Below are 25139 nucleotides of genomic sequence, written 5' to 3'. Positions count from 1 at the left end.
ACCCAAATAACGGTTTCATAGTCTTATGTTTTTATTAATCGAAAATATTTTTAGAAATTTTAAAAATACCTTGATATTTTTATTAATATAACTTACAATAAATCAAAGTTAACCAATAGAATTAATACCTCTTATTTATTCAAGGATATCCAATTCATTAAAAAAGAGGGAACATTTTTTAATGATAAATCCGACTAAACTAATTTGATTACCGAGAGATGGGTGTTTAAGGGTATCGAATAGGATGTATCCTAAATAAATTTGCATAAAAAAGGGGAAAGTCTATTAGGAACATTATATTCAATAAGGCAGAGTATGTATACATACTAAAGTGACTAAAAATATATATTCTGTGAATTTATAAAAAGAACATAAAATAACACCCTAGATTTAGCCATCAAAAAAACAGAAGTTCTTAGTGAGGTGGAGTGAATGCAATTACAAGAAACGAACAGCCCTTTTAGTAAAGAACAAGTAGAACTCTTAAACCGTTTGTTACCTTCATTGTCAAGTTATCAAAAAATTTGGCTAAGCGGGTATTTATCTGCCAATCAGCATGGATTTGAAGAAGTGGCAGCGACCACAACTCTAGAGCAAAGTGGTTTAGAGAATGAGGTATCTGTTCAAACGGCAAATCAAGTGAAAACTCGTGACATTACCATTCTATTTGGAACGGATACAGGGAATTCCAAAGGACTTGCAGAGGTTTTTTCACAAAAACTTGAAGATCAAAATTTTAACGTCAATCTTTCCTCAATGGAAGATTTTAAACCAAAATCGATCAAAAATGTCCAAGATTTACTCATCGTGACAAGTACGCATGGTGATGGTGATCCACCAGATAATGCGTTATCTTTCCATGAATTTCTCCATGGCAAAAGGGCTCCAAAGCTAGAGGGGGTACGTTTTTCTGTTCTTTCACTAGGGGACGCATCCTATGAATTCTTCTGCCAAGCAGGTAAAGACTTTGATAAACGTTTAGAGGAATTAGGAGGAGAAAGACTTTATCCTCGAGTTGATTGTGATCTAGACTATGAAGAGCCAGCTGCAGAATGGTTTGAAGGCGTTTTAGAAAAGCTTAAAGAAGATCAAGCAAAATCTACCTTAATTGAGGGTATCCAAGGTCAAGAACAATCGATAACTGATTCATCGAATTATTCAAAAACGAACCCATTTAAAGCTGAAGTCTTAGAAAATATCAATTTAAATGGACGTGGTTCGAATAAGGAAACTCACCATTTGGAATTAGACTTAGAAGGATCAAATTTAACATTTGAGCCAGGAGATAGCCTCGGAATTCTTCCTGAAAATGATCCAGCGATTGTCAATGCAATCATAGAGAGGCTAGGATGGAATCCAGATGAATCTATTACATTAAATAAACAAGGGGATATCCTTTCGATTCGTGAAGCGCTATCTACCTATTTTGATATAACGACTTTGACGAAGCCATTATTAGAAAAAGCCGCTGAGTTATCAGATAATGAAGAACTTAAACAATTAGTTGAATCTAATAATAGAGAAGACATCACGGCTTATGCGGATGGACGTGATCTTCTTGATTTAATTCAAGACTTTGGTCCATGGAAGGCATCAGCAGCTGATTTTATCAAAATTCTACGAAAACTTCCGGCACGATTATACTCAATTGCAAGTAGTTTAAAGGCTAATCCGGATGAAGTGCATCTTACGATTGGAAAAGTGAGCTATCATGCGCATGGTCGTGATCGGAAAGGCGTTTGTTCAGGACAAATAGCTGAACAAGTCAAAACAGGTGATCGGTTATCCGTTTACGTTCAAAAAAATGATAACTTTAGACTTCCGGAGAATCCAAATTCCCCTGTTATTATGATTGGAGCTGGAACTGGCGTCGCACCATATCGTGCTTTCTTACAAGAACGTGAAGCGCTAGGGACAGCAGGTGAGTCATGGCTATTTTTTGGTGATCAACATTTTGTCACTGACTTCCTTTATCAAATTGAATGGCAGAAATGGCTTAAGGATGGTGTTCTATCTAGGTTGGATATTGCTTTTTCTCGTGACACGGCTGAGAAGGTCTATGTACAGCATCGCATGTTAGAGAAGAGTAAAGACTTATATCAATGGCTAGAAAAAGGAGCCCATGTATATGTATGTGGTGATGAGAAGCATATGGCGAAGGACGTTCACCAAGCACTTTTAACCATCATTGAAAAAGAAGGCAACAAAAGCCCAGAGGAAGCTGATGACTATCTAGCGTCGATGCGTAAAGAGAAACGATACCAACGTGATGTTTATTAAGAGACTATTTGACTCATAACGAAAGGAGTTTCATAGAATGACACAAAGATTTCCTTACGAAGCAGGACCACCCGATGATATGGAACGAATCAAAGAAGAAAGTCACCACCTTCGTGGTAAATTGATTGAGAGTTTTGCCGATCCAATTACAGCTTCTATTCCTGATGAAGAAACCAAGATTTTAAAATTCCATGGAACTTATTTGCAAGATGACAGAGACATTCGAAATGAACGAAAAAAGCAAAAGCTGGAGCCCGCCTATCAATTTTTGATTCGTGTTCGTTTGCCTGGTGGAGTTGCTACTCCGGAGCAGTATTTGACTATGGATAAATTGAGTGAAACTTATGGAAATGGAACGCTTAAATTAACGACTAGACAAACCTTCCAATTGCATGGGATACTAAAATGGAATTTGAAGAAAACGTTGCAGGAGATCAATCATTCTCTTTTGGATACAATAGCCGCTTGCGGTGATGTCAATAGGAACGTGATGTGTAACGTCAATCCAGACCAATCGGCTGTTCATGCTGAGGTCTATGAATGGGCGAATAAGGTCAGTGACCATCTCCTACCGAAGACCAAAGCCTACCACGAAATCTGGTTGGATGAAGAAAAAGTGGTTGATAGTCGTGAGGAAGTAGAACCACTTTACGGCGATTTCTATTTACCAAGGAAGTTTAAAATTGGTATTGCTGTTCCACCATCAAATGATATTGATGTCTTTTCACAAGACCTTGGCTTCATTGCGATATTAGAAAATGAAAAACTTGTTGGATTCAATGTCACGATCGGAGGCGGTATGGGAAGTACTCATGGTAATACGAGTACCTATCCACAAGTTGGTAAGCTTATCGGGTTCATTCCGACTGAGAAGATTGTTGACGTTGCCGAAAAAGTTCTTACGATCCAACGTGATTATGGTAATCGTTCCAATAGAAAGAATGCCCGTTTCAAATATACCGTTGATCGATTAGGAAAAGAATGGGTCTTGAACGAGCTAAATCATCGATTAGGGTGGAATCTAGAAGAGGCACGTCCTTACCATTTTGATCGTAATGGTGACCACTATGGTTGGGTCAAAGGTAATGGCAAATGGCATTTGACTTTATTTATCCAGAATGGCCGAGTTGTAGATACTCAAGATTATAAGCTTAAAACAGGGTTAAGAGAGATTGCGAAAGTTCACACGGGTGATTTTCGGATGACGCCAAACCAAAATTTAATTATTGGCAACGTAACTCAGAAAATGAAACCGATTATTAACGAACTAGTTAAAAAATATGGACTCACTGACGGAAAACATAATTCGGCTTTACGGCGGAATTCCATGGCGTGCGTAGCCCTCCCAACTTGTGGACTCGCGATGGCTGAGTCTGAGCGTTATCTTCCATCTCTAATCGATAAATTGGAACTTATACTAGATGAAGCAGGGTTAAGAGAAGAAGAAATCACGATCCGTATGACAGGTTGCCCGAATGGCTGTGCAAGACCTGCTCTTGCTGAAATTGGTTTTATGGGTAAAGGACCAGGAAAATATAATATGTATTTAGGTGCAAGTTTTACTGGAGATCGTTTGAATAAGTTATATCGTGAAAATATCGGAGAAGATGAAATTATTGCAGCACTCAAACCAATTCTTTTTGAATATGCGAAAGAAAGACAAGAACATGAGCATTTTGGTGATTATGTGATCCGGGCAGGATATGTAAAAGAAGTTAAATCCGGTCTTGATTTTCACGATATTCCATCAAAAGCATAAGCGAGCAAACAAAAAAATCGAGGGCAATGGCTCTCGATTTTTTAATATTTTCCTTTACATAGAGGAATGGATCAAATCGGGCAGCCTATTTAAAAAATAGATTATAACAATGAGATGATCAATAGATGCGTGTTTCTTATTTTAATAACCTGACACTTTCTCGGTTTTCTAAATAATGCGGAAGAACCCAATGACGGGGAGTCATTGTTTCACCTTTAATTAATTTAATTAGATTACGTGCCGCAGTCATTCCAATTTCTCTGGCGGAGTATTTCACCGTTGATAACTTTGGACGAATAATGGATGACATGTCAATGCCATCGAAGCCGTAAATGGAAACATCGCTCGGTACACTTAATCCTCTTTCAAATAAATAATTCATAGCGCCGATAGCTATACGATCCGTGGCACAAAATATTGCAGTTGGTATATCGGTTGCCGCACATATCCTACGCATCGCTATCATTCCATCTTCAACAGAGACCCCGCATTCTATGACCCAATCTCTATTAATGGTTATACCCGCCTCGGTCAATGCTTTGGCATAGCCTTGATAACGTTGATATCCTGAAGCGATATCTTCATTTCGCAAACGTAGCATGCCAATTTTCCGATGCCCTTGTTGAATAAGATAGGTCACCGCTTCATAGGCAGCTGTTATATTATCTATATGAACAGAAGGAATGGTATCTGAACGATCTCTGCCAACCAAAATGCAGGGAATATTGGTTTGTTTAATATTCTCAACAAGGTCTTCTTTAAGGTATTCACTAGCTAAAATAATACCGTCTGCTTGTATTTCGCGGAACTTTTTGAAATAGTGGAGTTCATTTTCAAGCATTCCGGAAGTTAAACTTAACATCGTATTATAACCGTATAATTCAGACACATGATTAATGCCGTTAATTAAGTCATCTAGAACGGTGTTTTTCACGTCTGGAATCATGACGCCAAGTAAGTAAGATTTATTCTTGGCAAGGTTTCTTGCCATTGCATTTGGAAGAAAATTAGTTTGTTCCATAGCTTTTAGAACCCTCATCCGGACATCCTCATTGACGGGTTTACTATTGTTGATCACTCTGGAAACCGTAGCGATGGAAACGCCAGCCATACGAGCAATATCTTTTATGGTAATTTTCACATCAGTTCACCCATCTTTCATTCGATTTAAGGCTATAGTCCTTTTTATGAAAACGTTATCATTATCTTTATTTTATCATATTTGTCGTGTATATATCACTTGACAATAATCAAAAAAATCCTATAATTTAAATTAAGGAAAGCGTTTTCCTAGATTTGATCTAAAACACATTTTTATATGTCATATTTCATATAATTTCTATAAGTAGTATCTAATAAGTAAAACGATTTTTATTTTTTTACTTATATTTTTTTAATACAAACAGGAAAGCGCTTACTTAAAATTTTAATAAAATTCATGGAACTTTGGAAAAGGAGTAGAATGATGCAAAAGCAGTGGTGGAAAGAGAGTGTCGTTTACCAAATCTATCCTAGAAGTTTTAAAGATAGTAACAAGGATGGCATTGGAGATTTACAAGGAATCATCTCCAAGCTGGATTACATTAAAGATCTTGGTGCTAATGTGATCTGGATCTGCCCAGTCTATTCATCTCCGAACGATGATAATGGCTATGATATTAGTGATTATACAGGAATCATGGATGTATTCGGAACAATGGAAGATTGGGAGCAACTTTTGAAAGAAATTCACCAGAGAGACATTAAACTCATTATGGATCTTGTGCCAAATCATACTTCTGATGAGCATCCTTGGTTTATTGAGTCGCGTTCCTCTAAAGATAACTCGAAAAGAGATTGGTATTATTGGCGTCCAGGAAAAGACGGAAAAGAGCCTAATAACTGGGAGTCTATTTTTCTAGGATCTGCTTGGCAATATGATGAACTCACAGATGAATATTACTTACACTTATTCTCAAAGAAACAACCAGATTTAAATTGGGAAAATCCAGAAGTTCGTGAGGCACTATATAATATGATCACATGGTGGTTGAACAAGGGAATTGACGGATTTCGTATTGATGCTATCACGTTCATTAAAAAGAAAGAGGGACTACCAGATGCACCTAATTTGTTAGGGGCTCGTTATGTCCCCGCATGGGATTGTCACCGAAACCAACCGGGGATTCAGAACTTCCTCTCAGAGTTGAAAGAGAAGGTGTTTGATAAGTATGACATAATGACCGTAGGGGAAGCGGATGGAGTCAATCCGGAGGGATCATTATTGTATGTAGATGAGACAGAGGGAAAGTTTAATATGATCTTTCATTTCGAACACATGGGACTGGATAGTGGACCTAACGGCAAATGGGATGTTGTGCCATGGCAGCTTAAAGATCTCAAAAAAGTCATGACAAGATGGCAAGTGGGTTTACATGAAAAAGGTTGGAACGCGAACTATTTAGAAAATCATGATCAGCCACGTTCGGTTTCTAGATTTGGAGATGACAAAAAATATTATCAGGAATCAGCCAAAATGCTGGCTACATTCCTTATGACGCTGCAGGGCACTCCTTATATTTATCAAGGCCAGGAAATTGGAATGACGAACGTCCGATTTGAATCTATAGACGATTATAGAGATGTAGAAAGCCTAAACCTCTATCATGAGAACGAAGAAAAGGGAAACGAATCCATCCAAAAAGCCTGGGAGTATATTTACGCCAAAGGTCGAGATAATGCTCGGACGCCGATGCAATGGAATGATCAGTTTAATGCTGGATTTACCGACGGAACACCATGGATTTCGGTCAATCCAAATTACAAGGAGATTAATGTAGATAAATCATTAAATGAAAAGGACTCTATTTTTCATTACTATAAAAAATTAATTCAACTTAGAAAGGAACATGAAGTTTTTGTATATGGTGATTACCGTCTAATTCTTGAGGATGACGATCAAATCTATGCTTACATGAGATCTTTGGAGAAAGAAGCCATATTAGTTATTCTCAATTTTTCAGAGAAACCAGCTGATTTTGTTTTGCCAAAGGATTTGAGTTACACAAATCAAAGTTTGCTGATTGCTAATAAAAAAGTAAGTTCAAATGAAGAATTGAACATGTTTGCATTGCATCCTTACGAAGCACGTGTATACAAATTAACAAATTGAAATTCATTTAGCAAGAACTGTTAATGTATAAAAGTTCTCAAAATTTATCAATCATCATCTGAATATGAAGAGCGAGGAGAATGATTCATGATTACAAATACGAGTAAGCAAACGATCTCAAGCTCCACTAATGTCTCAACAGTTCAAGAAATTAAGTTAAAAGAGAAAATAGGTTATGGTTTTGGAGACTTTGCCAGTCAATTACTTTTTTGTACGGTTACGACATTCTTAACATTCTACTATACGGATACAATTGGTATCGCTGCCGGCGTAGTAGGAACATTAATGTTAGTCGCTCGTGTCCTTGATGCATTTGTGGATATCGGTGTTGGCGTTCTTATCGATAAAACTAAAAGCAGGCATGGTAAGGCACGTCCTTGGCTCATTTGGATGGCCGTTCCATTTTCAATTTCTGGCGTTATCTTGTTTACAGTTCCAACAACAAGTGCGGTGATCACGTTAATTTATGTGTATGTGACATATCTTCTCATGAATTTTATTTACTCGGCGATCAATGTTCCATATGGTGTCATCAATTCATTGATTACTCAAGATGCTTATCAAAGGTCTGTTCTCAATATTTTTCGTATGGTATTGGCCAATGTGGGAGCCTTGTTAGTTACATTTTCGACACTTCCTTTAGTAAGCGCTTTCGGTGATGGTAAAAAAGGATGGATCATCACTATCTCGATTTATGGAATTCTTGGTATGATTCTATTCTTTGTCACGTTTGCTTCAACTAAAGAACGTGTTAAACCATCTGTTGTTAAAAAGGATGTTCCACTTAAACGAGGATTAAAAGCGTTATTCCGAAATAAGTATTGGGCATTAATGGTTGTATTTGCTGTTGCGTTCTTTGCCAATAATGCACTTGGAAGCGGGATAAATGTTTATTATGCGCAATATATTTTGAATGATAAAAATCTTGTTGGTATGCTTGGTATGGCTACATTGCTGCCACAATTGGCCGGTTTCTGTGTTTTAGCTTTTGTCATAAAATATATTGGGAAACGTAATTCTGCTTTAGTAGGGAGCGTCATCATGATTGTAGGTTCATTGATAATTGCCATTCAGCCACATAATTTGGTGATCGTTATGGCAGGCCTAATCATTAAGGCGCTCGGTACGGCAGCTATTATGGGAACTGTTTTTGCCATGCTAGCGGATACGGTCGAATATGGTGAATGGAGAAGCGGTGTCCGTACGGAAGGGCTTGTTTACAGTGCGGGCAGCTTCGGAACCAAAGCTGGAAGTGGTCTAGGAATTGCTCTTGTTGGGTGGGGCTTAGCCATTGGTGGATACGTTGGTGGACAAACAACGGTAAGCGCTTTAGCCAACTTTTCCATTCAATTCATGTTTATTTATCTACCTGTCGCCTTTTGTGTTATTCAAATTGCGATACTATGGTTCTACAAATTAGATCAACAGTATTCAGATATCGTGAAAGAGTTGCAGGATGTGAGAGATTTCAATAGTTAACAGAGTTGAATAATCCAAGAGTCTAGATATCTCATTAAATGAGATAAATGTAATCATCCAGGCTTAATGGACTTCAATATTATACTCCTTTTTATCAGGCTTTTTATAATCAATGTATTAATAAGAAAACTTGCCAATTGCTAGCCTGTAAGACGTAGACAGATGCCTAGTTGCTTTATATCTTAATTTTTCTTTCTTAAAGGTTGTTCAAAAAGTCACCAAATGATAAGCCACGAATCCTCGGCGCCCGCTTGTTTTTCCGGTCCTCATGTAGCGGATACAAGCGGATCGCTATAAAAAACGCTCGCGTCCTGTGGCTGGCGCCTGAAGCTACCACAACGCGAGGAATGCCGGTCCTCAAAACAGCGCCGCTCTTAGCCTTCCGACGCCCAGGACGGGCAAGTAACTTAAAGTGTGAAAAAAGCCAATAATCCAATTTCGGACTATTGGCTTCAATTCTATTTATCCTCTTTTTTCTAAGAGTATTTCTTCATTAACTTCTTCCTTATTAACTTCTTCATTTGTTTCTGGAGATGTCCGATTAATGAAGAAGGCGAGGAAAAAGGCAACAATGGTTAATCCTGTAGCAATCAAGAAAGCTTCATTGATTCCTATAACGGTTGCTTGTCTTGTTACGATGGCCATGTGTATTTTATCTGTTGGGTTAATCTGATTATCTAAGATAATTTGTTTAACATGTGATGCTGCACTCTTCGTCATAATAGAAACAAAGAAGGCCATTCCAACAGCACCTGCGACCATTCTGAGCGCATTGACCATAGCCGTTCCAAATCGATTTAACTCTAAAGATAACTCATTCAAACCAGCGGTAAAGATCGGCATCATGATCAAAGACATTCCTAACATCCTAGCTGTATAAACTAAAACAACATAAGTGAAGGTTGTATCTAAAGTGAGTTTAGTTAATAAATAGGTTGTCACAATTGTCATAGCTAAACCAGATACAGCTAACCATTTAGCTCCAAAACGATCAAATAATTTTCCTGTGATCGGTGACATGATACCCATAACGATGCCACCAGGGAGTAGCATTAATCCAGAATATACTGGAGAAAATCCTCTAGCATTTTGCATATAGATCGGCATTAAAATCATACCAGAAAACATGGCCATCGTAATGGTGACGTTTATAATGGTCGTCAAAGTGAAAATTTTATAGCGAAAAATACGAAATTCTAATATAGGATTCTTAACTGCTAGTTGGCGCCATACAAATAAAGTTAAACTTAATACACCAATAACGAACATTGTTAAAACGAGTCGATTTGTCCATCCCATCGAACCTGCTTCAGCAAAACCATACAAGATGCCGCCAAAGCCTATCGTTGATAAAATGACGCCTAGGACGTCTAGCTTTGAACGCCTTACTTCTGAAACATTTTTAACCATTTTGATTGAAAGTATAAAATTAAGAAGTGCGAATGGAAAAATAATGAAGAATAGAACTCTCCAAGAATGATGCTCGACGACCCATCCTGACAATGTAGGTCCAATAGCTGGTGCAAAGTTCATCGCCACGCCAAATATTCCCATGGCAAAACCTCGTCGATTAGAGGGGTAAAGGGTAAAAATAACGTTTGTAATTAGTGGAAATAGGATCCCTGCACCGATCGCTTGAATCACACGTCCAAGTAATATAACAGAAAAACTCGGGGCAATCCCGCAAATTAACGTTCCCAAAGTAAAAAGTCCAATGGATGAGAGATAAAGTTGTCTTGTCGAAAAACGAGCCATTAAGAAAGCTGTAATAGGAATAACAATACCGTTAACGAGCATAAAGATCGTGGTTAACCAGTTGGCAACATCAGCTGTGATATGAAGAGAATTCATCATTTGTGGTAAGGCCACATTAATTAAAGTCTGATTAAGAAATGCCACGACAGCCCCAGCCATCATAATACCAAAGATGGTGCGTCTATTATAAGCTTTAAAACCAATAGTTTGATGTTTATCCATTAGTGTGGAAACCTCCTTATCATGTAGTGAAAAATAGATGTATATCTTTTTATTACCGTAGAAATGGATCATGTACACATAAAAATCCCGCCTAATCATAGCGGGAGAAGTCCATAAGTAAAAATTCTATATATAATTAGTTAGTATACAAATTATTCGATGACTTACATATGTTATGTGATTTATTGTCTACTGTCAATAGGTTTGCATATATTTGTTTTATGTTTTGACTGTTTCTACTCGTGTTCAATAGGATAGGGTAATAAATCCTTAAAGTCTAGAATTGATTTTATTTTGCTTTATAAATGAACATTTTTTATGTTTGCTCTTTTGAAATTCCCATGTGATCGATGACATTCTGGTTGCTTTTTAGCATTTAGAAAAAGATTATTTACCAGAGAAAGAAGTTAAATTAATAATTAACATTATTCCTAGAAGCATGGTGATTTTTAATTGATAAAAGAGTGCTGTTTCTTATTTTTGTTTTAACACCAGCCCAAATGGAAATGATTGATCCTCCGACTGTCTCAGCGATTAAATCGGTCATTGTATCTAAATTTCCTCCCATTTGCATGTCGGTACCAAATAAATAATCAACACAAAACTCATAAATTTCCCATATCACTCCTCCTAAAGCGACGATAGAGAGAGTCGAGAGAAAAACGAACCAAGGTGAAATGATGTCGCTTTCTTCTTGATGTAGTAATCGTTTGTTTAATGCTCTACCTACAAATGCAAGGACAGGACCACTAATAAAATGAATCAAAGTGTCCCATGAACCTTGTCCAAACCATCCTTTAATCGAACCAAAATATTGGGACCCTATTAAGAAAATCAAATAGGAAACGATGATAGATAAATTTAATTGAAACTTTGTAAAAATAGCAACAATAAGAGGTATTCCTCCACAAAGAATGCCGCTAAGAGCAACCAATGATTTAAAGGGTATGCCAATTATTAAAAAATAGATCGTTAAATAGGCCATAAATAAGACATACATAGAACTAAGAAAGATGACTAATTTTCGATTCAAAGTCTTCACCTCAAGTTTGGTATTAGCTGTGTTGAAAAACTAAATCTTGACTTAAGAGTCAATAGCAAATCATTTACAAACACATATACCTCTAAAGAGCCGTTAGCAAACAAAATGGTCATGGTTAATAGCTTAAGATAAGGCGTAGGAGTAAACAATAACTAGGCTTGTTTTGACAAACACACCTTGAACACTCAAAATTAAATTTAGGGTAAAATTATTTTAATGACGAAAATGAGCTTAAATAATAATTTGTGCTTTAATAAGACGCTATTAAGGAGAATACAATGACTAATTATAAATTAACCATTCAATACGACGGTGGACGTTATAAAGGATGGCAACGCCTAGGAAATGGCGAGAACACCATTCAAGAAAAAATAGAACAAGTTTTATCTGAATTAGAAGGTGAAAAAGTTGAGATTATTGGGAGTAGTAGGACGGATGCAGGGGTCCATGCACTTGCCCAAATGGCGAACGTTAAACTCAATAAAAAATTAACAGAATCCAAGATCAGAGCCTATCTCAATCGGTATTTACCTCAAGATATTAGTGTTATTGAGGTTATAAAAGTTCCTGATCGTTTTCATGCCCGTTATCATGCTAAGGATAAAACGTATCTATATAAAATATGGAATAAGGATTACTCCCATCCATTTATGCGAAAGTACAGTATGCATATTGAAAACAAACTTGACGTTGATAAAATGATAAAAGCAGGCCAATATTTTATTGGTGAGCATGATTTTACGGCTTATTCAAATGCTAAATCAAAGAAAAAAACTAAAGTGCGTTCGATCAATGCCTTAGAAATAGAAGAAAAAGAAGGTTTCATTTACATTAGGGTAAGAGGAAATGGGTTTCTTTATAATATGGTTAGAAAGATGGTCGGTACGTTAATTGAAGTTGGTCTTGGGAATATTGATCCCGAAAATATACCTGGCATTATAGAATCAAAAGAAAGGAACCAAACGGGTCGATTAGCGGATGCATGTGGACTCTATTTGGAAAAGATCGATGTATAAGTGATTTGTTTTAATATATTTTCTTTTCATAACGATCATTCTTTGTTGTTTGTTTAGCTATTGAGCTACTTCGTTTTGTCTTGGATCAAGGCCAGCGGGACCTACATGGAGGGGTCTTTTAAGGAAGGAGCTAAAAAAAGAAAATTTAATGATTCTAAAATTAAAGGACCTGAGAATGGAAAGGGATATGACAATATTGGTTTAAGTTGAGAGAGATAAAGAAAATCCCTTTATTATAGAGGTTGTTCAAAAAGTCACCAAATGATAGTGCGAATCTCGGCGCCCGTTTGTTTTTCCGGTCCTCATGTAGCAAAAACCTACATTCCGGTCCTCAAAACAGCGCCGCCTTGATCTTCTTGCTTCTAATTTGTCTTCTATTTGAACACGCACTTATAGGTAAAGTTTTTTATCTACAAAAAGGGATTTTCAATAGGAATTAATACATTATTTTGCTGCTATAACTGTATCGACATTAATACGAGACATTTTTTCAAAGGCATGTGCAGCCCGCAATACGGTTTCTTCATCGCCGTGTCGTCCGATGAGCATCATTCCTACTGGTAGTCCATCAATTATCCCACAAGGGACATTCATCGCTGGATGACCTGTTAGGTCAAAGACAGATGTATTTGGAATCATTTCAAGCGAACGTGCAACGTATTCATCAAGATCTATGTCACCAGTTGGGAGTTTTGTTGCTTTAATAGGGAGGGTTGGCATCACGAGTACATCATATTCTATGAATGCCTCGTCATAACTTTGAGTTAATTGTCTAGTGAGGTTTTGTGCTTTAGCGTAATATCTGCCATTATACGTATCTTGCATGTACTGACCAGCAAGAATAACTAGTTTTGTAGTTAGAGAGAGGTCATCCGCACGAGTTTGTAAACCTTTTGAATAAACATCAATTAATTGGGTTTGATAATAACCTTTCCAATTAAGACCGTGGCTATTTTCACGAACCATTTGGACGGTAGCTCCTTCGCTGCCAAGGACATTCCAAATATGAACGCCATCTCGATGCATTGGAATAGATACGGATTTTACTAGGGCACCACACTCTGCAAACGATTCTGCAGCTTGTCTTACCATGGCATCTACTTCGGGTTCAGATAATCCTTCCCAGCCAAATCCTTCTTCGACAATTCCAATATTCAATCCGTTTGTTTCTCCAGTTAGAAAATCTGAATATGGCTTTGATGGTAACCCTTTTTGTCTTGGATCAAGGCCATCGGGACCAGCAATCACTTCAAGTAATAAGGCAATGTCTTCAACGGTTCGAGCCATTGGTCCAGCGTGATCAATGGTCAATTCGATTGGGAAGATGCCTGTATAAGGAACAAGACCCCATGTAGGTTTCAATCCATAGATACCACAAAACGAACTTGGTATTCGGATGGAGCCGGCTTGGTCGCAGCCAATCGCCATATCCACGGCACCTGACGCAACGAGTGCCGCACTGCCACTTGATGACCCACCAGCAGAATATGCAGGGTTATGAGGATTAAGAACAGCTCCTGTATCAGATGTAAAACTACTTCCAGCTAAACATAAGCTTTCACATACTGCTTTTCCTTTAATTTCACCTGCCTCATCAAGTATCCGAGTCACAATGGTGGCGTCAATTTGTGGAACAAATCCTTCGAGTACTTTCGTCCCGTTCATCATAGGTACACCAGCTAAGCTAATATTGTCTTTTAACGCAATTGTTTTACCAGCTAGTTTACCTGTTTTTGCATGATCAACCTCTGTTTTCCAATACCACGCATTGAGTGGGTTTTCTTCTTCGGTAGGGCGATATCCCGGTCTTCGTGCATATTTAACAGGGAGTTCTGGTTCGATCATTTGATCCACCCGTTCATAAGACTTTAAAATACCACTGTTGATCAAGTCTTTAAAACCTGTGAGTTCGTCTTCATCCATTGTCAAATGATACTGTGAACTTACTTTTTTTAAAGATTCAAGATCTACCTTTTTCACTACGATCCCTCCATGAATTTTTTCTGATGTAAAATTCATTGGTGTCTAAAAAAATGATACACCTAATTTTTTCGTGTGTAAATGGAGTTGAATGAAAATTATTAAAAATAATAAAAATTCTGATACAATGATCTGTAATAAATATTGATTAGATCGAGAGAGGCTGATGATTCAACGGTTCATTTTAGTGTACCTGTATTTTGAATCGACATAAGGAATCATTACTGATAAATCTCATTTCTATTAACTAATCCAATAAAAGAGGATGTTTAAAAAGTCACCAAATGATAAGCTACGAATCTCAGCGCCCACTTGTTTTTCCGGTCCCCATGTAGCGGATACAAGCGGATTGCTATAAAAAACGCTCACGTTCTGTGGCTGGCTCCTGAAGCTACCACAACGCGAGGAATGCCGGTCCTCAAAACAGCGCCGCTCTTAGCCTTCTTGCTTCTAATTTGTCACCTTTTGAACACGCACTAAAAGTGAAACTTCCATCAGTGGGAGTCTTACTAACCGTTAATGCGGGATAAAAAAAGATAAGTTATACTTATGAAAAAAAGGAATAATTGAAGGAGAGTGTCTATCTTTGAACAATCTAACGACATTTAATATATTGAAACCAGCAAACGAAGTGTTTGAAGCTTTTGTCGATCCATCAAAAATCGGTCATTTTTGGTTCTCATCGAGCTCAGAAAGATGGGAAGAGGGTAAGACGATCGCTTTGGAATACGATCTATATCATGCTGAATTGGAAATCAAAATAATTGAAATCAAGAAAAATGAGAAAATTGTTTTTTTGTGGGGACCCATTGAAGAAGAACATAAGGTGACCATTACACTCAAACAAATTGATTCTTCTAAGACAATTATTGAAGTTAAAGAAGAAGGTTTTAGGGACAATGAGGAAGACGTCATACATGAATTATTAGATAATAAAGAAGGGTGGGTTTTTATGTTAACCTGCTTAAAAGCTTACTTGGAATTCGGAGTTAATCGTTTGAGAGGTGGGCTACTTAAGGAATAATAACTATTAATAGTTATTAGAGCTCGAATTAGATGAATCACGGAGATGTTATGTTGTCTTATATGCAGACATGATTCTTTGTTGATAAAGAAGTCACTACCGACTGTTTAAGCAGATGGTAGTGACTTCATTTAGTTGATATTTAATGTACATCAACTAAATGATTTATTGCCGGATAAATCTTTTTAAAATGTTCATAGCTTTTTTCGTAAATTGATTGAGCTGCCAGGTTTGGATAGTAAGTTATACTTTTCCTCTTACTTAATATATTTTCAGCGAATGCTTCATATGAGCTTTCCCACCCCAATTTAATAAAAGGACTTGCAGCAGCACCAAGAGCGGGGAGGTATTGGGCATTCTCGGGTACCTTAATCATGATGTGACAAACGTCTGCCATAACTTGACACCAGGATGCGCTCTTTGTACCTCCACCAATCATATAAAAGATCTGGGAATGAGGGGGATGAGGAGATTTTAAGTCAATCAATTGTTTGAAGGAAAAGCAAAGACCTTCTAGAACAGCTCTACACATATGTTTGGTTGTTGTCTTTTTAGTTAGCCCAATAAATGCTCCTGTAGCATGAGGATCAGGAACAGGACTACGTTGGCCATTTAGATAAGGTAAAAAAAGGAGACCATTAGACCCTGGTTCTGTTTGCTCGATTTGTTTTTCAAATAAACGATAATCACCTTGACTAAATTGTTGGACAGCCCAACTGTGAACATTACCCGAATTTGAAGAAGAGGCAATATCTAAAAATAAATCTTCTTGAAAATACTTAAGTTGAAAATGGCCAGGTTTATAATCGTTATAAAGTGAAGTTGCCGAAGCAACCCAGCCAGTGGTTCCGAGGTAAATGTATTGATCGTGTTCTTGAATAACCCCGGCTCCTAGTGATGTTGAACCTGCATCTCCAAACCCACAAAAAATCAGAGTTCCCTCTGCAAAACCAGTTAATTCGGATACTGTGTGTGAAATTTCTCCAATAATTTCATCACTTTGTCTTATGTTTGGAAGTTTAATTGAATCTAGGTCAAAGGCTTTTAAAACAGAAACTATCCAATTATTTTCCGTCAACATCATCAAGGAGAGGGTAGATGCATTGGTTGGATCAACGACTTTCTGGCCAGTTAAACGAAAGATGAGGTAATCTTTTGGTCCAAAAAGAAGTGTTTTAGTCTGACTTTCTACATCAGGTTCATGCTCTTTAAGCCATAACCACTTGGCTAAAGGGGACGTACTGTCAAATGGATTTCCAGATAAACTCGTTATCTCGGGGAATTTTTCTTGTATGGTTTTAGCCTGGTTATAAGCTCTGTTATCACTATAAAGGATCGCATTAGTCAGAGGAACTCCGTTTTCATCTAAAGTGATCAAGTCTTGCATATGGCCACTAAATGTGATAGCTGCTATTTGGCTGGGCTTAATGCCGCAGACAAACCAGTTGTTTGTAATGGTTAAAAAGGCTTTCCACCATTCTTTCGGATCTTGCTCCACAAATTGATCATTTAAGTATGTATGTAACTCTATATCATACAGGTTTGAAATAGCTCCTGTTTGATCAATGAGCATTCCTTTCATGACTGACGACCCAACATCAAACGTTGCGACATAGTGCCTTGGCAATTCTACCAATTCTACCCCCACCTTTTTAGTGAAATTTTACTAGAGTCTACGAAATTAAACAAGTTGTTCATTTAATAATATAGAAATAACATTATGTAAACTAATTAAAATAAACTACATTAAAACCATTTGTAATCATATAGAAATTCTTAGTAAAATGAGTAATAGTTATGACCAGAAAGGAAATTCTACATGAAACCAAATATAAAAGACATAGCGAGGCATGCGGGCGTATCTCCAACGACTGTATCTCGAGTGCTTAATAATAGAGGATATATCAGTCAAAAGACAAAAGACAAGGTTCATCAAGCCATGAAAGAATTGAATTACTTTCCTAATGAATTGGCTCGCTCCCTTTTTAAACAACGAACCCATTTAATTGGACTTATTTTCCCTACAACCGCTAATCCTTTTTATGGAGAGTTAATCTTTCATATAGAGAATGCTTTTTCCTCTAAAGGATATAAAGTTTTACTATGTAATAGTTTAAATCGAGTAGATAAAGAAATTGACTATTTAGACATGCTGCAAAGAAACCAGGTCGATGGAATCATCGTCGGGGCTCATAATAGGCACATAAGTCAATATGAAAGTATGTATCTCCCTGCTGTCGCTATTGATCGAAATTTATCCAATTCAATCCCCGTGGTGTCATCAGATAATTATTTGGGAGGAAAGGTAGCAACTGAGCATTTATTGAAAAAGGGATGCCAAAAAATTATACATATTAATGGGCCGCATGAGTTAGAAACACCCGCTAATAAACGTAGAGAAGCTTATGAAGAGGTCATGGTTAAAGAAGGGAGGTTTCCAATTACGTACGAACTACGGCAAAGTTTAGACGAAAATTATACTAAAACCATCATAGACCAGCTTTTTGATGAAAACCCAGATGTTGATGGGATTTTCGCTAGTGATGACCTTATCGCCGCAACCGTTTTATCTGAAGCCAAAAAACGGGGAAAAGACATCCCAACTGAATTAAAAATAATCGGTTACGATGGAACGTCAACTGTCAAAACTTGTCTACCAGAACTAACAACCATTCAACAACCTATTCAGGCTATCGCTCAATCAGCTGTTGATCTTCTTATTCATCAGATTAATGGCGAAGCAGTAGATGAGCCGTTGAAAAACATCATTCTTCCAATACAACTTTCTAACGGTTTTACGACATAATTGATAAAGACATTCTTGAAACAACTGATTATATTAGTTGTTTTTAAAAAAACATGTCAACGGGTTGACATGTTAAAACAATTAACATATGATAACTATGGAAACGCTTACCTAATGTTTTAAAGGAGGTTTGACTCATGACAACCATCAATTTAAAAAAAGCTGAGGCATTTATTAAAGAAGCCAAAAAAAACGTTCATCCTCGCTATCGATTAGGCTATCACATCATGGCGCCGGCTAATTGGATTAATGACCCAAACGGTTTAGTACAATATAAAGGTGAGTATCATGTTTTTTTTCAACATCATCCATATGATGAAAACTGGGGACCCATGCATTGGGGCCATGTAAAAAGCAAGGACCTCATTCACTGGGAGCATTGCCCAATTGCATTAGCACCAGGAGATGCCTGTGATCAAGATGGATGTTTCTCAGGAAGTGCAGTAGTAGACGGCGAAGACCTTGTTCTCATTTATACAGGACATCACATTATAGATAAAGAGAAGGATACATTTTTCCAAAATCAAAACATCGCAATCAGTCAAGATGGCCTTCATTTTAACAAATATGAGCAAAACCCAGTCATTGCAACCCCCCCACATGGAAGTACACAACATTTTCGCGATCCTAAAGTTTGGAAGCATAACGACCATTGGTACATGATTGCTGGGCACCAAACAGATGAGGGGATCGGAGAGGTCATTCTTTTCAAGTCTCAAAATCTAAGAGATTGGGCTTACCATGGCGTTCTTGAACAAAGTGATGATAAACATGGTTATATGTGGGAGTGTCCCGACTTTTTTGAGCTGGATGGTCGATATGTTCTGATGTTTTCTCCTCAAGGTATGGAGCCTTCAGGCGATCTATATCAAAATCTTTTTCAAACGGGCTACTTTGTTGGTCAATATGATTATGAATCGAACTCATTTGAACATGGTGATTTCACAGAACTTGATCATGGTCATGACTTTTATGCTGTCCAAACCTTTAAAGATGATCGAGGTAGGCGCATTGCCATCGGTTGGATGGATATGTGGGAATCAAACATGCCTTCAAAAGAAGATGGTTGGGCTGGTGCTTTGACTTTACCTAGAGAGCTTCATGTTAGTAAAGAGGAAAAGATTCTCATGACACCAGTGGAAGAACTTAAGCAGTTAAGGAAAAAAGAACATACATTATTAGAGGATAAACTTGTTGAAGAGCCTTTATCATTTGATATAACAAATGATTTACTAGAAATAGAAGTTATTTTTGATTTAGAAACATCGACAGCACGTCATTTCGGGCTCAAGGTACAGTGTGGTCAAACAGAAGAAACAGTGATTTCTTATGATGTTAATGAAAGTAAATTAAGCCTCGATCGAAGTAAAAGTGGAAAAGGGGTTAGCGGTGTTCGCCGAGTTAAGTTGCCAGAAAAGAATCGATTATACCTCCGTATCTATTTGGATCGTTCTTCGATAGAGGTCTTCGCTAATGAAGGGATTGCGACAATGACGAGTCGAATTTATCCTGTTGAACGAAACCATGACATTTCGTTATTCCAATCAGGTGGCAAGGTTAAAGTAATAGGTCTAAAGGTTTGGGAATTAGAAGATATTTGGAAAAATTAATGTAAGTATAACAAAACACCGTTAAGCCTTGAGGGTGTTTTGTTTTGTCTCTATTTGAAAAGAAGTATAAAAAGTGATAGAACTGTTCAAATTGACGGCTATATTAGAAAGCCATTTATCTTTCGGCTATTCGTTCAGTTCACTTTGTTTGAAAACTAACGGGCGTCTTGATATTCTATAAGTGCGTGTTCAAAAAGGTGACAAATTAGAAGCAAGAAGATCAAGGCGGCGCTGTTTTGAGGACCGGAATGTAGGTTTTTACTACATGAAGACCGGAAAAACGAGCGGGCGTCGAGAATTCGTAGCTTATCATTTGGTGACTTTTTGAACAACCTCTATAAGTGTTATTTGGACAACTCAAGAAAAATCTTTACCTTATAACGTATCTCTCTTTAGGAAATACTATAAAATTGAAAAACTTATTTAAAAAGGAGATTGGTCAATGGATTTCGTTACATTAAATAATGGTATCAAAATGCCTCAATTAGGTTTTGGTGTATGGCAAGTTGAAGACGAAAAAGCAACGGCAGCTGTATCAAAAGCTCTCGAAGTTGGCTATACCTCGATCGACACAGCTATGATCTATAAGAATGAAAAAGGTGTTGGTAAAGCGATTAAAGAATCCTCTGTTCCAAGAGAAGATCTCTTTATTACAACAAAAGTTTGGAATACAGATCAAGGCTTTGAAAATACATTACGTGCATTCGATGAAAGCTTGGACAGGTTAGGTCTTGACTACGTCGATTTATATCTCATCCATTGGCCAACACCAAAATATGATCAGTATGTAGATACATATAAAGCGTTAGAAAAACTTTATCATGATGGACGAGTTAAAGCTATTGGTGTTTGTAACTTTGATATTGAGCATTTAGAGCGTCTCTTTGCAGAATGCGAAGTAAAACCTGTTTTAAATCAAGTTGAATGCCATCCATACTTAGCTCAAAATGAGTTAAAAGATTTCTGTGCTAAGCATGAAATTTTTGTTGAAGCTTGGAGTCCACTTGATCAGGGCGGCGAAGTGCTTAAAGATGAGACAATCAAAAAAATTGCTGATTCACATAAAAAGTCTCCAGCTCAAGTTGTCTTACGTTGGCATTTACAAAACAATACGATTGTTATCCCAAAATCGGTTACTCCGTCTCGAATTGAAGAGAATTTCAATGTTTTTGATTTTGAACTAACAACCGATGAAATGGATCAAATTCATAAACTGAACAAGAATCGTCGTAAAGGTCCTAAACCAAGTGAAATGAATGTTAGATAACTACTTCTACAAAAAAGAAGCGATGGTTATGTCGCTTCTTTTTTGTCCTTTAAGTCAGCATAAAAATTTAAGGTAAGTGCAACTAGCCCTCTGTCTGCGCCTTATAGGCCCCGCAATCGGCAAGTTCTTTATTTTACTAAAATGATCTCATAAACCCATTTATTTTAGCTCAAACTGAATTAAGACATTGATGTTGTACTAATTTTAAAAATACCTTACATCTTAGATCTAAATCATATGAAAGTAGGAAAATATTTTGTCAATAAATACTAAAACAGATTTTAATGCCATTATCCGTGAACGTCACTCCGTGAAAGAATTTGACCCTAATATTAAGATTAGTCATGAGGAAATGCTGAAAATATTAGAAGAAGCGACTTTGGCTCCGTCTTCTGTCAATTTACAACCGTGGCGCTTTGTTGTTGTGGATGATGAAAAGCAGAAAGAAAAACTACAAAATCTTGTTCGATTCAATCAAAGACAATTAAACACGTCGGCTGCGATGATTCTCATATTAGGCGATATGAACCATTTTGACTACGCAGAAGAAATTTTTTCATTAGCTGTAGAAAAAAATACGATGCCACAAGAGGTCAAAGATAACTATATGATGAGACTACCAGAAGCTTTCTCTAATATGTCACAACAGACAATCCGAGAAACGACGTTAATTGATGGCGGGTTAGTAGCCATGCAACTGATGCTCGTTGCAAAAGCACATGGCTATGACACAAATCCAATCGGTGGATTTGAGCGAAAAGAGTTGCTAGAAGCTTTAGGGGTTGATACCGAACGATATGTTCCTGTTATGATCGTTGCCATTGGCAAAGCAGCGAAACCAGCTCATGCAAGTGTTCGCTTGCCTATTGAACGAGTGACGTCATTTAACCATGTGGACAAAGTGGTAGGAGAGCCGAAAAAAAGTTAAGGGAAAAAATATGACATAACATGTTCCCCCAATATGTGTAGAGGAATATTTTTTTAGAGCTATTATAGAAAGAAGATGAGTTACATGACAACAAAGCAACTCAGCGATATCCCATTTTCAGTGCTGGATCTATCTCCGATTATTGAAGGAGGGACACCGACTGAGTCACTTCAAAATACATTAGAACTAGCTAAACATGCGGAAAATTGGGGTTATCATCGATATTGGGTGGCAGAACACCACAATATGCCATCTATTGCGAGCTCTGCTACGTCAATTGTGATTGCTCATATCGCTCAAGGGACATCTAAAATCCGGGTTGGATCCGGTGGCATCATGTTGCCAAATCATGCTCCATTAATTGTAGCAGAGCAGTTTGGAACGTTAGAATCTTTGTATCCAGGACGGATTGATCTTGGTCTAGGTCGGGCCCCAGGAACCGATCGCCTCACAGCTCATGCCTTGCGTCGGAATTTAAATAAAAGTGGTGAAGATTTTCCTGAACAACTTGAAGAGCTTCGGTTTTATTTTAACCAAACACCTGAAACAAGTAGAGTCCATGCGATTCCAGGGGAAGGATTAACGATTCCAATTTGGCTATTAGGTTCAAGCGGTTTTAGCGCTCAATTAGCTGGCCAATTGGGGTTGCCATTCTCGTTTGCCAGCCATTTTTCACCGGCAAACACGTTACCTGCATTGGACCTTTATCGCCGGTATTTTACGCCATCTGCCGTTCTTGATCAACCTTTTGCGATGGTTTGTGTCAATGTTATTGCTGCTGATACGGATCAAGAGGCTGAAATTTTGGCAACAACATTGCAACAACATTTCATTAATTTAATGCGAAATGATCTTAAGCCCCTTCAGCCACCAGTGGATTCAATGGATTCAATATGGACACCTTATGAAAAAACCACATTGCAGGATAAACTCGGTTCTACAATCATTGGGAGTCCGAAAACCGTTCAAGATAAACTACAGGCTTTTCTAGATCTTACGGATGCCGACGAGATCATGATTAATACGATGATATATGACCAGAAGGCGAGACTCCACTCATATGAAATAGTGAGCCAATCTTTTAAAATCAACTAAATCTAAGGTTCTCTCTTCCTAAGGGGAGGTAGGAGAACCACTATATCATCAGATGACTCTATTCAAGTTGGTGTGGACGGCTATGTTTATTTTTTGTTTTACCAAGTTGTTTTTTAGGAGTAGACCTTGTTCTCTCCATATAATGAAGGATAAAAATAAATTTTTTAAAAGGATTAGTGTCGCCCATTTTATCCTCGCTTCGTTGACAAAACTTTTATTTCAATTTATAATTATCTCGAATTCGAGATATTATTTATAGAGGAATGATTTGATGGTTCATCAAGATAAAAACCAAAATGATGAGAAAGATATTTCTTTGAAATTATTTGTCGTACTAAATCGTGCGATGCAATCAATAAAAAAGCAGGTCGAAGAGGATATAAAAAGATACGGTCTTAATCAAACGGAATTTGCTGTACTTGAACTTCTTTATCATAAAGGAGATCAACCGATACAAAAAATAGGGAGTAAAGTATTAATAGCAAGCAGTAGTATTACGTACGTGGTTGATAAATTGGAGAAGAAAAAATTGATAAGACGAAAACCATGTCCAAATGATCGACGAATTACGTATGCGACCCTTACAGAAGAAGGTGAAGAATTCATGAAAAACATCTTCCCTGAACATAAAGAAGCGATTCATGATATTCTCGGCGGTGTCGAGATAGAAGAGAAAAAAATGATGATTGATCAATTAAAAAAGTTAGGAACTTATGCTAATAAAGATAGATCATAAGCATGAGATCCTATTTTTTTTATTTCGAAAATTTTTTGAACATATATCTCAATTTCGGATAATATGAATTATAAATGTAATTTGAAAAAGGAGAGTGCATCATGATCGGCTTAGGGCTTCTAATTATTCGGATCGTACTTGGTTTAACATTTGTTGGGCATGGAGCACAAAAGTTATTCGGGTGGTTTGGTGGCTATGGGATCAAAGGTACTGGCGGTTACTTTAGTTCGATTGGAATGAAGCATGGGACTTTTATGGCTATCATGGCGGGTTTATCTGAATTAATTGGTGGTTTATTATTTACTGTGGGTTTCTTAACCCCACTTGCTGCACTCCTTATTGTTATCACAATGCTTGTTGCAATAGAAAAAGTACACAATAAAAATGGTTTTTGGGTGACTTCCGGTGGCTATGAGTATAATTTATTAATTATTGCTGTTGCTGTTGGTGTCGCTGTTATGGGTCCAGGAATTTATGCGATTGATCCCATGATTTTTTAATAAGTGAAGGGAAAGAGGTAGTAATTAACTATTTTATGATAATTATCACTGTTTGATAGTAGAAATGTCAGCGAACAGTGACTATTTATTGATGGCTTTGTTTATGAAATCAAGTTGATAAACACTTTTTTGGGAAAATTTTGGATTAACTTCACTAGATGAACAAAATACAAAATATGAATGCTTAGGATGTAAACGAAATTCCCATCCGGTTTTTGTTTGCTTTACTTGTAAAAGTCGGTTTTGTCATAAGTGTGGAAAAATACGATAAGCAACAGGAACTAATTTTTGATTTATCTCCAATAGGATTTTTACACAAATATCATGTAATAAAAAGAGAGTCAGTACCCTGAATTATTCATACCTTCTTCAAAAAACATGATTCTAGTCAAACATGATTTATTTATCTATTTTCTCGAAAGATCTAAGATCATTTTGCGTCCTAAACGGGTTGTTTCAAAATTAGCTGTTTAAAATTAACGTTTTTAG

Annotated in this window: 18 protein-coding genes and 1 pseudogene; 14 read left to right on the top strand and 5 right to left on the bottom strand. The window is 37.1% G+C overall.

Features of this window, described 5'->3' with window-relative positions; genetic code table 11:
* Window positions 1–432: 432 nt before the first annotated feature.
* Both FG390_RS13310 and cysI read left to right on the top strand, forming a co-directional pair.
* A complete protein-coding gene (locus FG390_RS13310) occupies window positions 433–2280 on the top strand; it encodes an assimilatory sulfite reductase (NADPH) flavoprotein subunit (RefSeq protein WP_141191530.1) in 1848 nt (615 codons plus the stop codon).
* 37 nt (window positions 2281–2317) lie between these two features.
* Window positions 2318–4039, top strand: a complete 1722-nt coding sequence (gene cysI, locus FG390_RS13305; RefSeq protein ID WP_141191529.1) for an assimilatory sulfite reductase (NADPH) hemoprotein subunit — start codon at window positions 2318–2320, stop codon at window positions 4037–4039.
* A gap of 136 nt (window positions 4040–4175) precedes the next feature.
* On the opposite strand, the gene FG390_RS13300 is transcribed toward cysI, so the two are convergent.
* On the bottom strand, window positions 4176–5180 hold the full coding sequence (locus FG390_RS13300; RefSeq protein WP_141191528.1) for a LacI family DNA-binding transcriptional regulator: 1005 nt from the start codon (window positions 5178–5180) through the stop codon (window positions 4176–4178).
* A 324-nt stretch (window positions 5181–5504) separates the two neighbouring features.
* Between FG390_RS13300 and FG390_RS13295 the strand changes: the two genes are divergently transcribed.
* Window positions 5505–7190, top strand: coding sequence for a glycoside hydrolase family 13 protein (locus FG390_RS13295; RefSeq protein WP_141191552.1), 1686 nt, complete (start codon window positions 5505–5507; stop codon window positions 7188–7190).
* 87 nt (window positions 7191–7277) lie between these two features.
* Complete coding sequence (locus FG390_RS13290; protein WP_141191527.1) at window positions 7278–8669, top strand: glycoside-pentoside-hexuronide (GPH):cation symporter; 1392 nt, start codon at window positions 7278–7280, stop codon at window positions 8667–8669.
* Window positions 8670–9131: 462 nt separating this feature from the next.
* On the opposite strand, the gene FG390_RS13285 is transcribed toward FG390_RS13290, so the two are convergent.
* Window positions 9132–10646, bottom strand: coding sequence for a DHA2 family efflux MFS transporter permease subunit (locus FG390_RS13285; RefSeq protein WP_141191526.1), 1515 nt, complete (start codon window positions 10644–10646; stop codon window positions 9132–9134).
* A gap of 412 nt (window positions 10647–11058) precedes the next feature.
* Complete coding sequence (locus tag FG390_RS13280; RefSeq protein WP_141191525.1) at window positions 11059–11679, bottom strand: DUF2238 domain-containing protein; 621 nt, start codon at window positions 11677–11679, stop codon at window positions 11059–11061.
* Between the two features lie 287 nt (window positions 11680–11966).
* On the opposite strand from FG390_RS13280, the gene truA reads away from it, so the two are divergent.
* Window positions 11967–12704, top strand: coding sequence for a tRNA pseudouridine(38-40) synthase TruA (gene truA / locus FG390_RS13275; RefSeq protein WP_141191524.1), 738 nt, complete (start codon window positions 11967–11969; stop codon window positions 12702–12704).
* Window positions 12705–13148: 444 nt separating this feature from the next.
* On the opposite strand, the gene FG390_RS13270 is transcribed toward truA, so the two are convergent.
* Entirely contained in the window at window positions 13149–14684 is a 1536-nt protein-coding gene (locus FG390_RS13270; RefSeq protein ID WP_258311673.1) for an amidase, read from the bottom strand.
* Window positions 14685–15270: 586 nt separating this feature from the next.
* Between FG390_RS13270 and FG390_RS13265 the strand changes: the two genes are divergently transcribed.
* Window positions 15271–15708 carry an SRPBCC domain-containing protein gene (locus FG390_RS13265; RefSeq protein WP_141191522.1) on the top strand — a complete coding sequence of 146 codons (438 nt, stop codon included), beginning with the start codon at window positions 15271–15273 and terminating at the stop codon, window positions 15706–15708.
* A gap of 142 nt (window positions 15709–15850) precedes the next feature.
* Here FG390_RS13265 and FG390_RS13260 read toward each other — a convergent pair whose 3' ends face one another.
* Complete coding sequence (locus tag FG390_RS13260) at window positions 15851–17344, bottom strand: xylulokinase (RefSeq protein WP_141191521.1); 1494 nt, start codon at window positions 17342–17344, stop codon at window positions 15851–15853.
* 183 nt (window positions 17345–17527) lie between these two features.
* Between FG390_RS13260 and FG390_RS13255 the strand changes: the two genes are divergently transcribed.
* The 8 genes and pseudogenes from FG390_RS13255 to FG390_RS16300 all read left to right on the top strand — a co-directional run.
* Window positions 17528–18514 carry a LacI family DNA-binding transcriptional regulator gene (locus FG390_RS13255; protein ID WP_141191520.1) on the top strand — a complete coding sequence of 329 codons (987 nt, stop codon included), beginning with the start codon at window positions 17528–17530 and terminating at the stop codon, window positions 18512–18514.
* Window positions 18515–18651: 137 nt separating this feature from the next.
* The gene (locus FG390_RS13250; RefSeq protein ID WP_141191519.1) at window positions 18652–20124 is read left to right on the top strand and encodes a glycoside hydrolase family 32 protein; all 1473 of its coding nucleotides are present in this window, start codon (window positions 18652–18654) and stop codon (window positions 20122–20124) included.
* 442 nt (window positions 20125–20566) lie between these two features.
* Window positions 20567–21391, top strand: a complete 825-nt coding sequence (locus FG390_RS13245) for an aldo/keto reductase (protein ID WP_141191518.1) — start codon at window positions 20567–20569, stop codon at window positions 21389–21391.
* Window positions 21392–21647: 256 nt separating this feature from the next.
* Window positions 21648–22319, top strand: coding sequence for a nitroreductase family protein (locus FG390_RS13240; RefSeq protein WP_141191517.1), 672 nt, complete (start codon window positions 21648–21650; stop codon window positions 22317–22319).
* 84 nt (window positions 22320–22403) lie between these two features.
* Window positions 22404–23414: an LLM class flavin-dependent oxidoreductase gene (locus tag FG390_RS13235; RefSeq protein ID WP_141191516.1), complete on the top strand. Its 1011-nt coding sequence runs from the start codon at window positions 22404–22406 to the stop codon at window positions 23412–23414.
* A gap of 271 nt (window positions 23415–23685) precedes the next feature.
* Window positions 23686–24150, top strand: coding sequence for a MarR family winged helix-turn-helix transcriptional regulator (locus tag FG390_RS13230; RefSeq protein WP_141191515.1), 465 nt, complete (start codon window positions 23686–23688; stop codon window positions 24148–24150).
* A gap of 101 nt (window positions 24151–24251) precedes the next feature.
* Window positions 24252–24650 carry a DoxX family protein gene (locus FG390_RS13225; protein WP_141191514.1) on the top strand — a complete coding sequence of 133 codons (399 nt, stop codon included), beginning with the start codon at window positions 24252–24254 and terminating at the stop codon, window positions 24648–24650.
* A gap of 172 nt (window positions 24651–24822) precedes the next feature.
* Window positions 24823–24946: pseudogene (locus FG390_RS16300) on the top strand (IS91 family transposase); the annotation flags it as partial.
* Window positions 24947–25139 lie beyond the last annotated feature (193 nt).

The sequence above is a fragment of the Terrilactibacillus laevilacticus genome (assembly GCF_006517395.1).
Lineage (GTDB): Bacteria > Bacillota > Bacilli > Bacillales > Sporolactobacillaceae > Terrilactibacillus > Terrilactibacillus laevilacticus.
The sequence above is the reverse complement of the archived record's forward strand: the minus strand, read 5'-3'. Positions and strand labels throughout refer to the sequence as shown.

Coding starts and splice junctions, on each gene's coding strand:
- FG390_RS13255 (WP_141191520.1), top strand. CDS start 17,528: ATGAAACCAAATATAAAAGACATAGCGAGGCATGCGGGCGTATCTCCA.
- truA (WP_141191524.1), top strand. CDS start 11,967: ATGACTAATTATAAATTAACCATTCAATACGACGGTGGACGTTATAAA.
- FG390_RS13225 (WP_141191514.1), top strand. CDS start 24,252: ATGATCGGCTTAGGGCTTCTAATTATTCGGATCGTACTTGGTTTAACA.
- FG390_RS13310 (WP_141191530.1), top strand. CDS start 433: ATGCAATTACAAGAAACGAACAGCCCTTTTAGTAAAGAACAAGTAGAA.
- FG390_RS13250 (WP_141191519.1), top strand. CDS start 18,652: ATGACAACCATCAATTTAAAAAAAGCTGAGGCATTTATTAAAGAAGCC.
- cysI (WP_141191529.1), top strand. CDS start 2,318: ATGACACAAAGATTTCCTTACGAAGCAGGACCACCCGATGATATGGAA.
- FG390_RS13295 (WP_141191552.1), top strand. CDS start 5,505: ATGCAAAAGCAGTGGTGGAAAGAGAGTGTCGTTTACCAAATCTATCCT.
- FG390_RS13245 (WP_141191518.1), top strand. CDS start 20,567: ATGGATTTCGTTACATTAAATAATGGTATCAAAATGCCTCAATTAGGT.
- FG390_RS13285 (WP_141191526.1), bottom strand. CDS start 10,646: ATGGATAAACATCAAACTATTGGTTTTAAAGCTTATAATAGACGCACC.
- FG390_RS13290 (WP_141191527.1), top strand. CDS start 7,278: ATGATTACAAATACGAGTAAGCAAACGATCTCAAGCTCCACTAATGTC.
- FG390_RS13235 (WP_141191516.1), top strand. CDS start 22,404: ATGACAACAAAGCAACTCAGCGATATCCCATTTTCAGTGCTGGATCTA.
- FG390_RS13230 (WP_141191515.1), top strand. CDS start 23,686: ATGGTTCATCAAGATAAAAACCAAAATGATGAGAAAGATATTTCTTTG.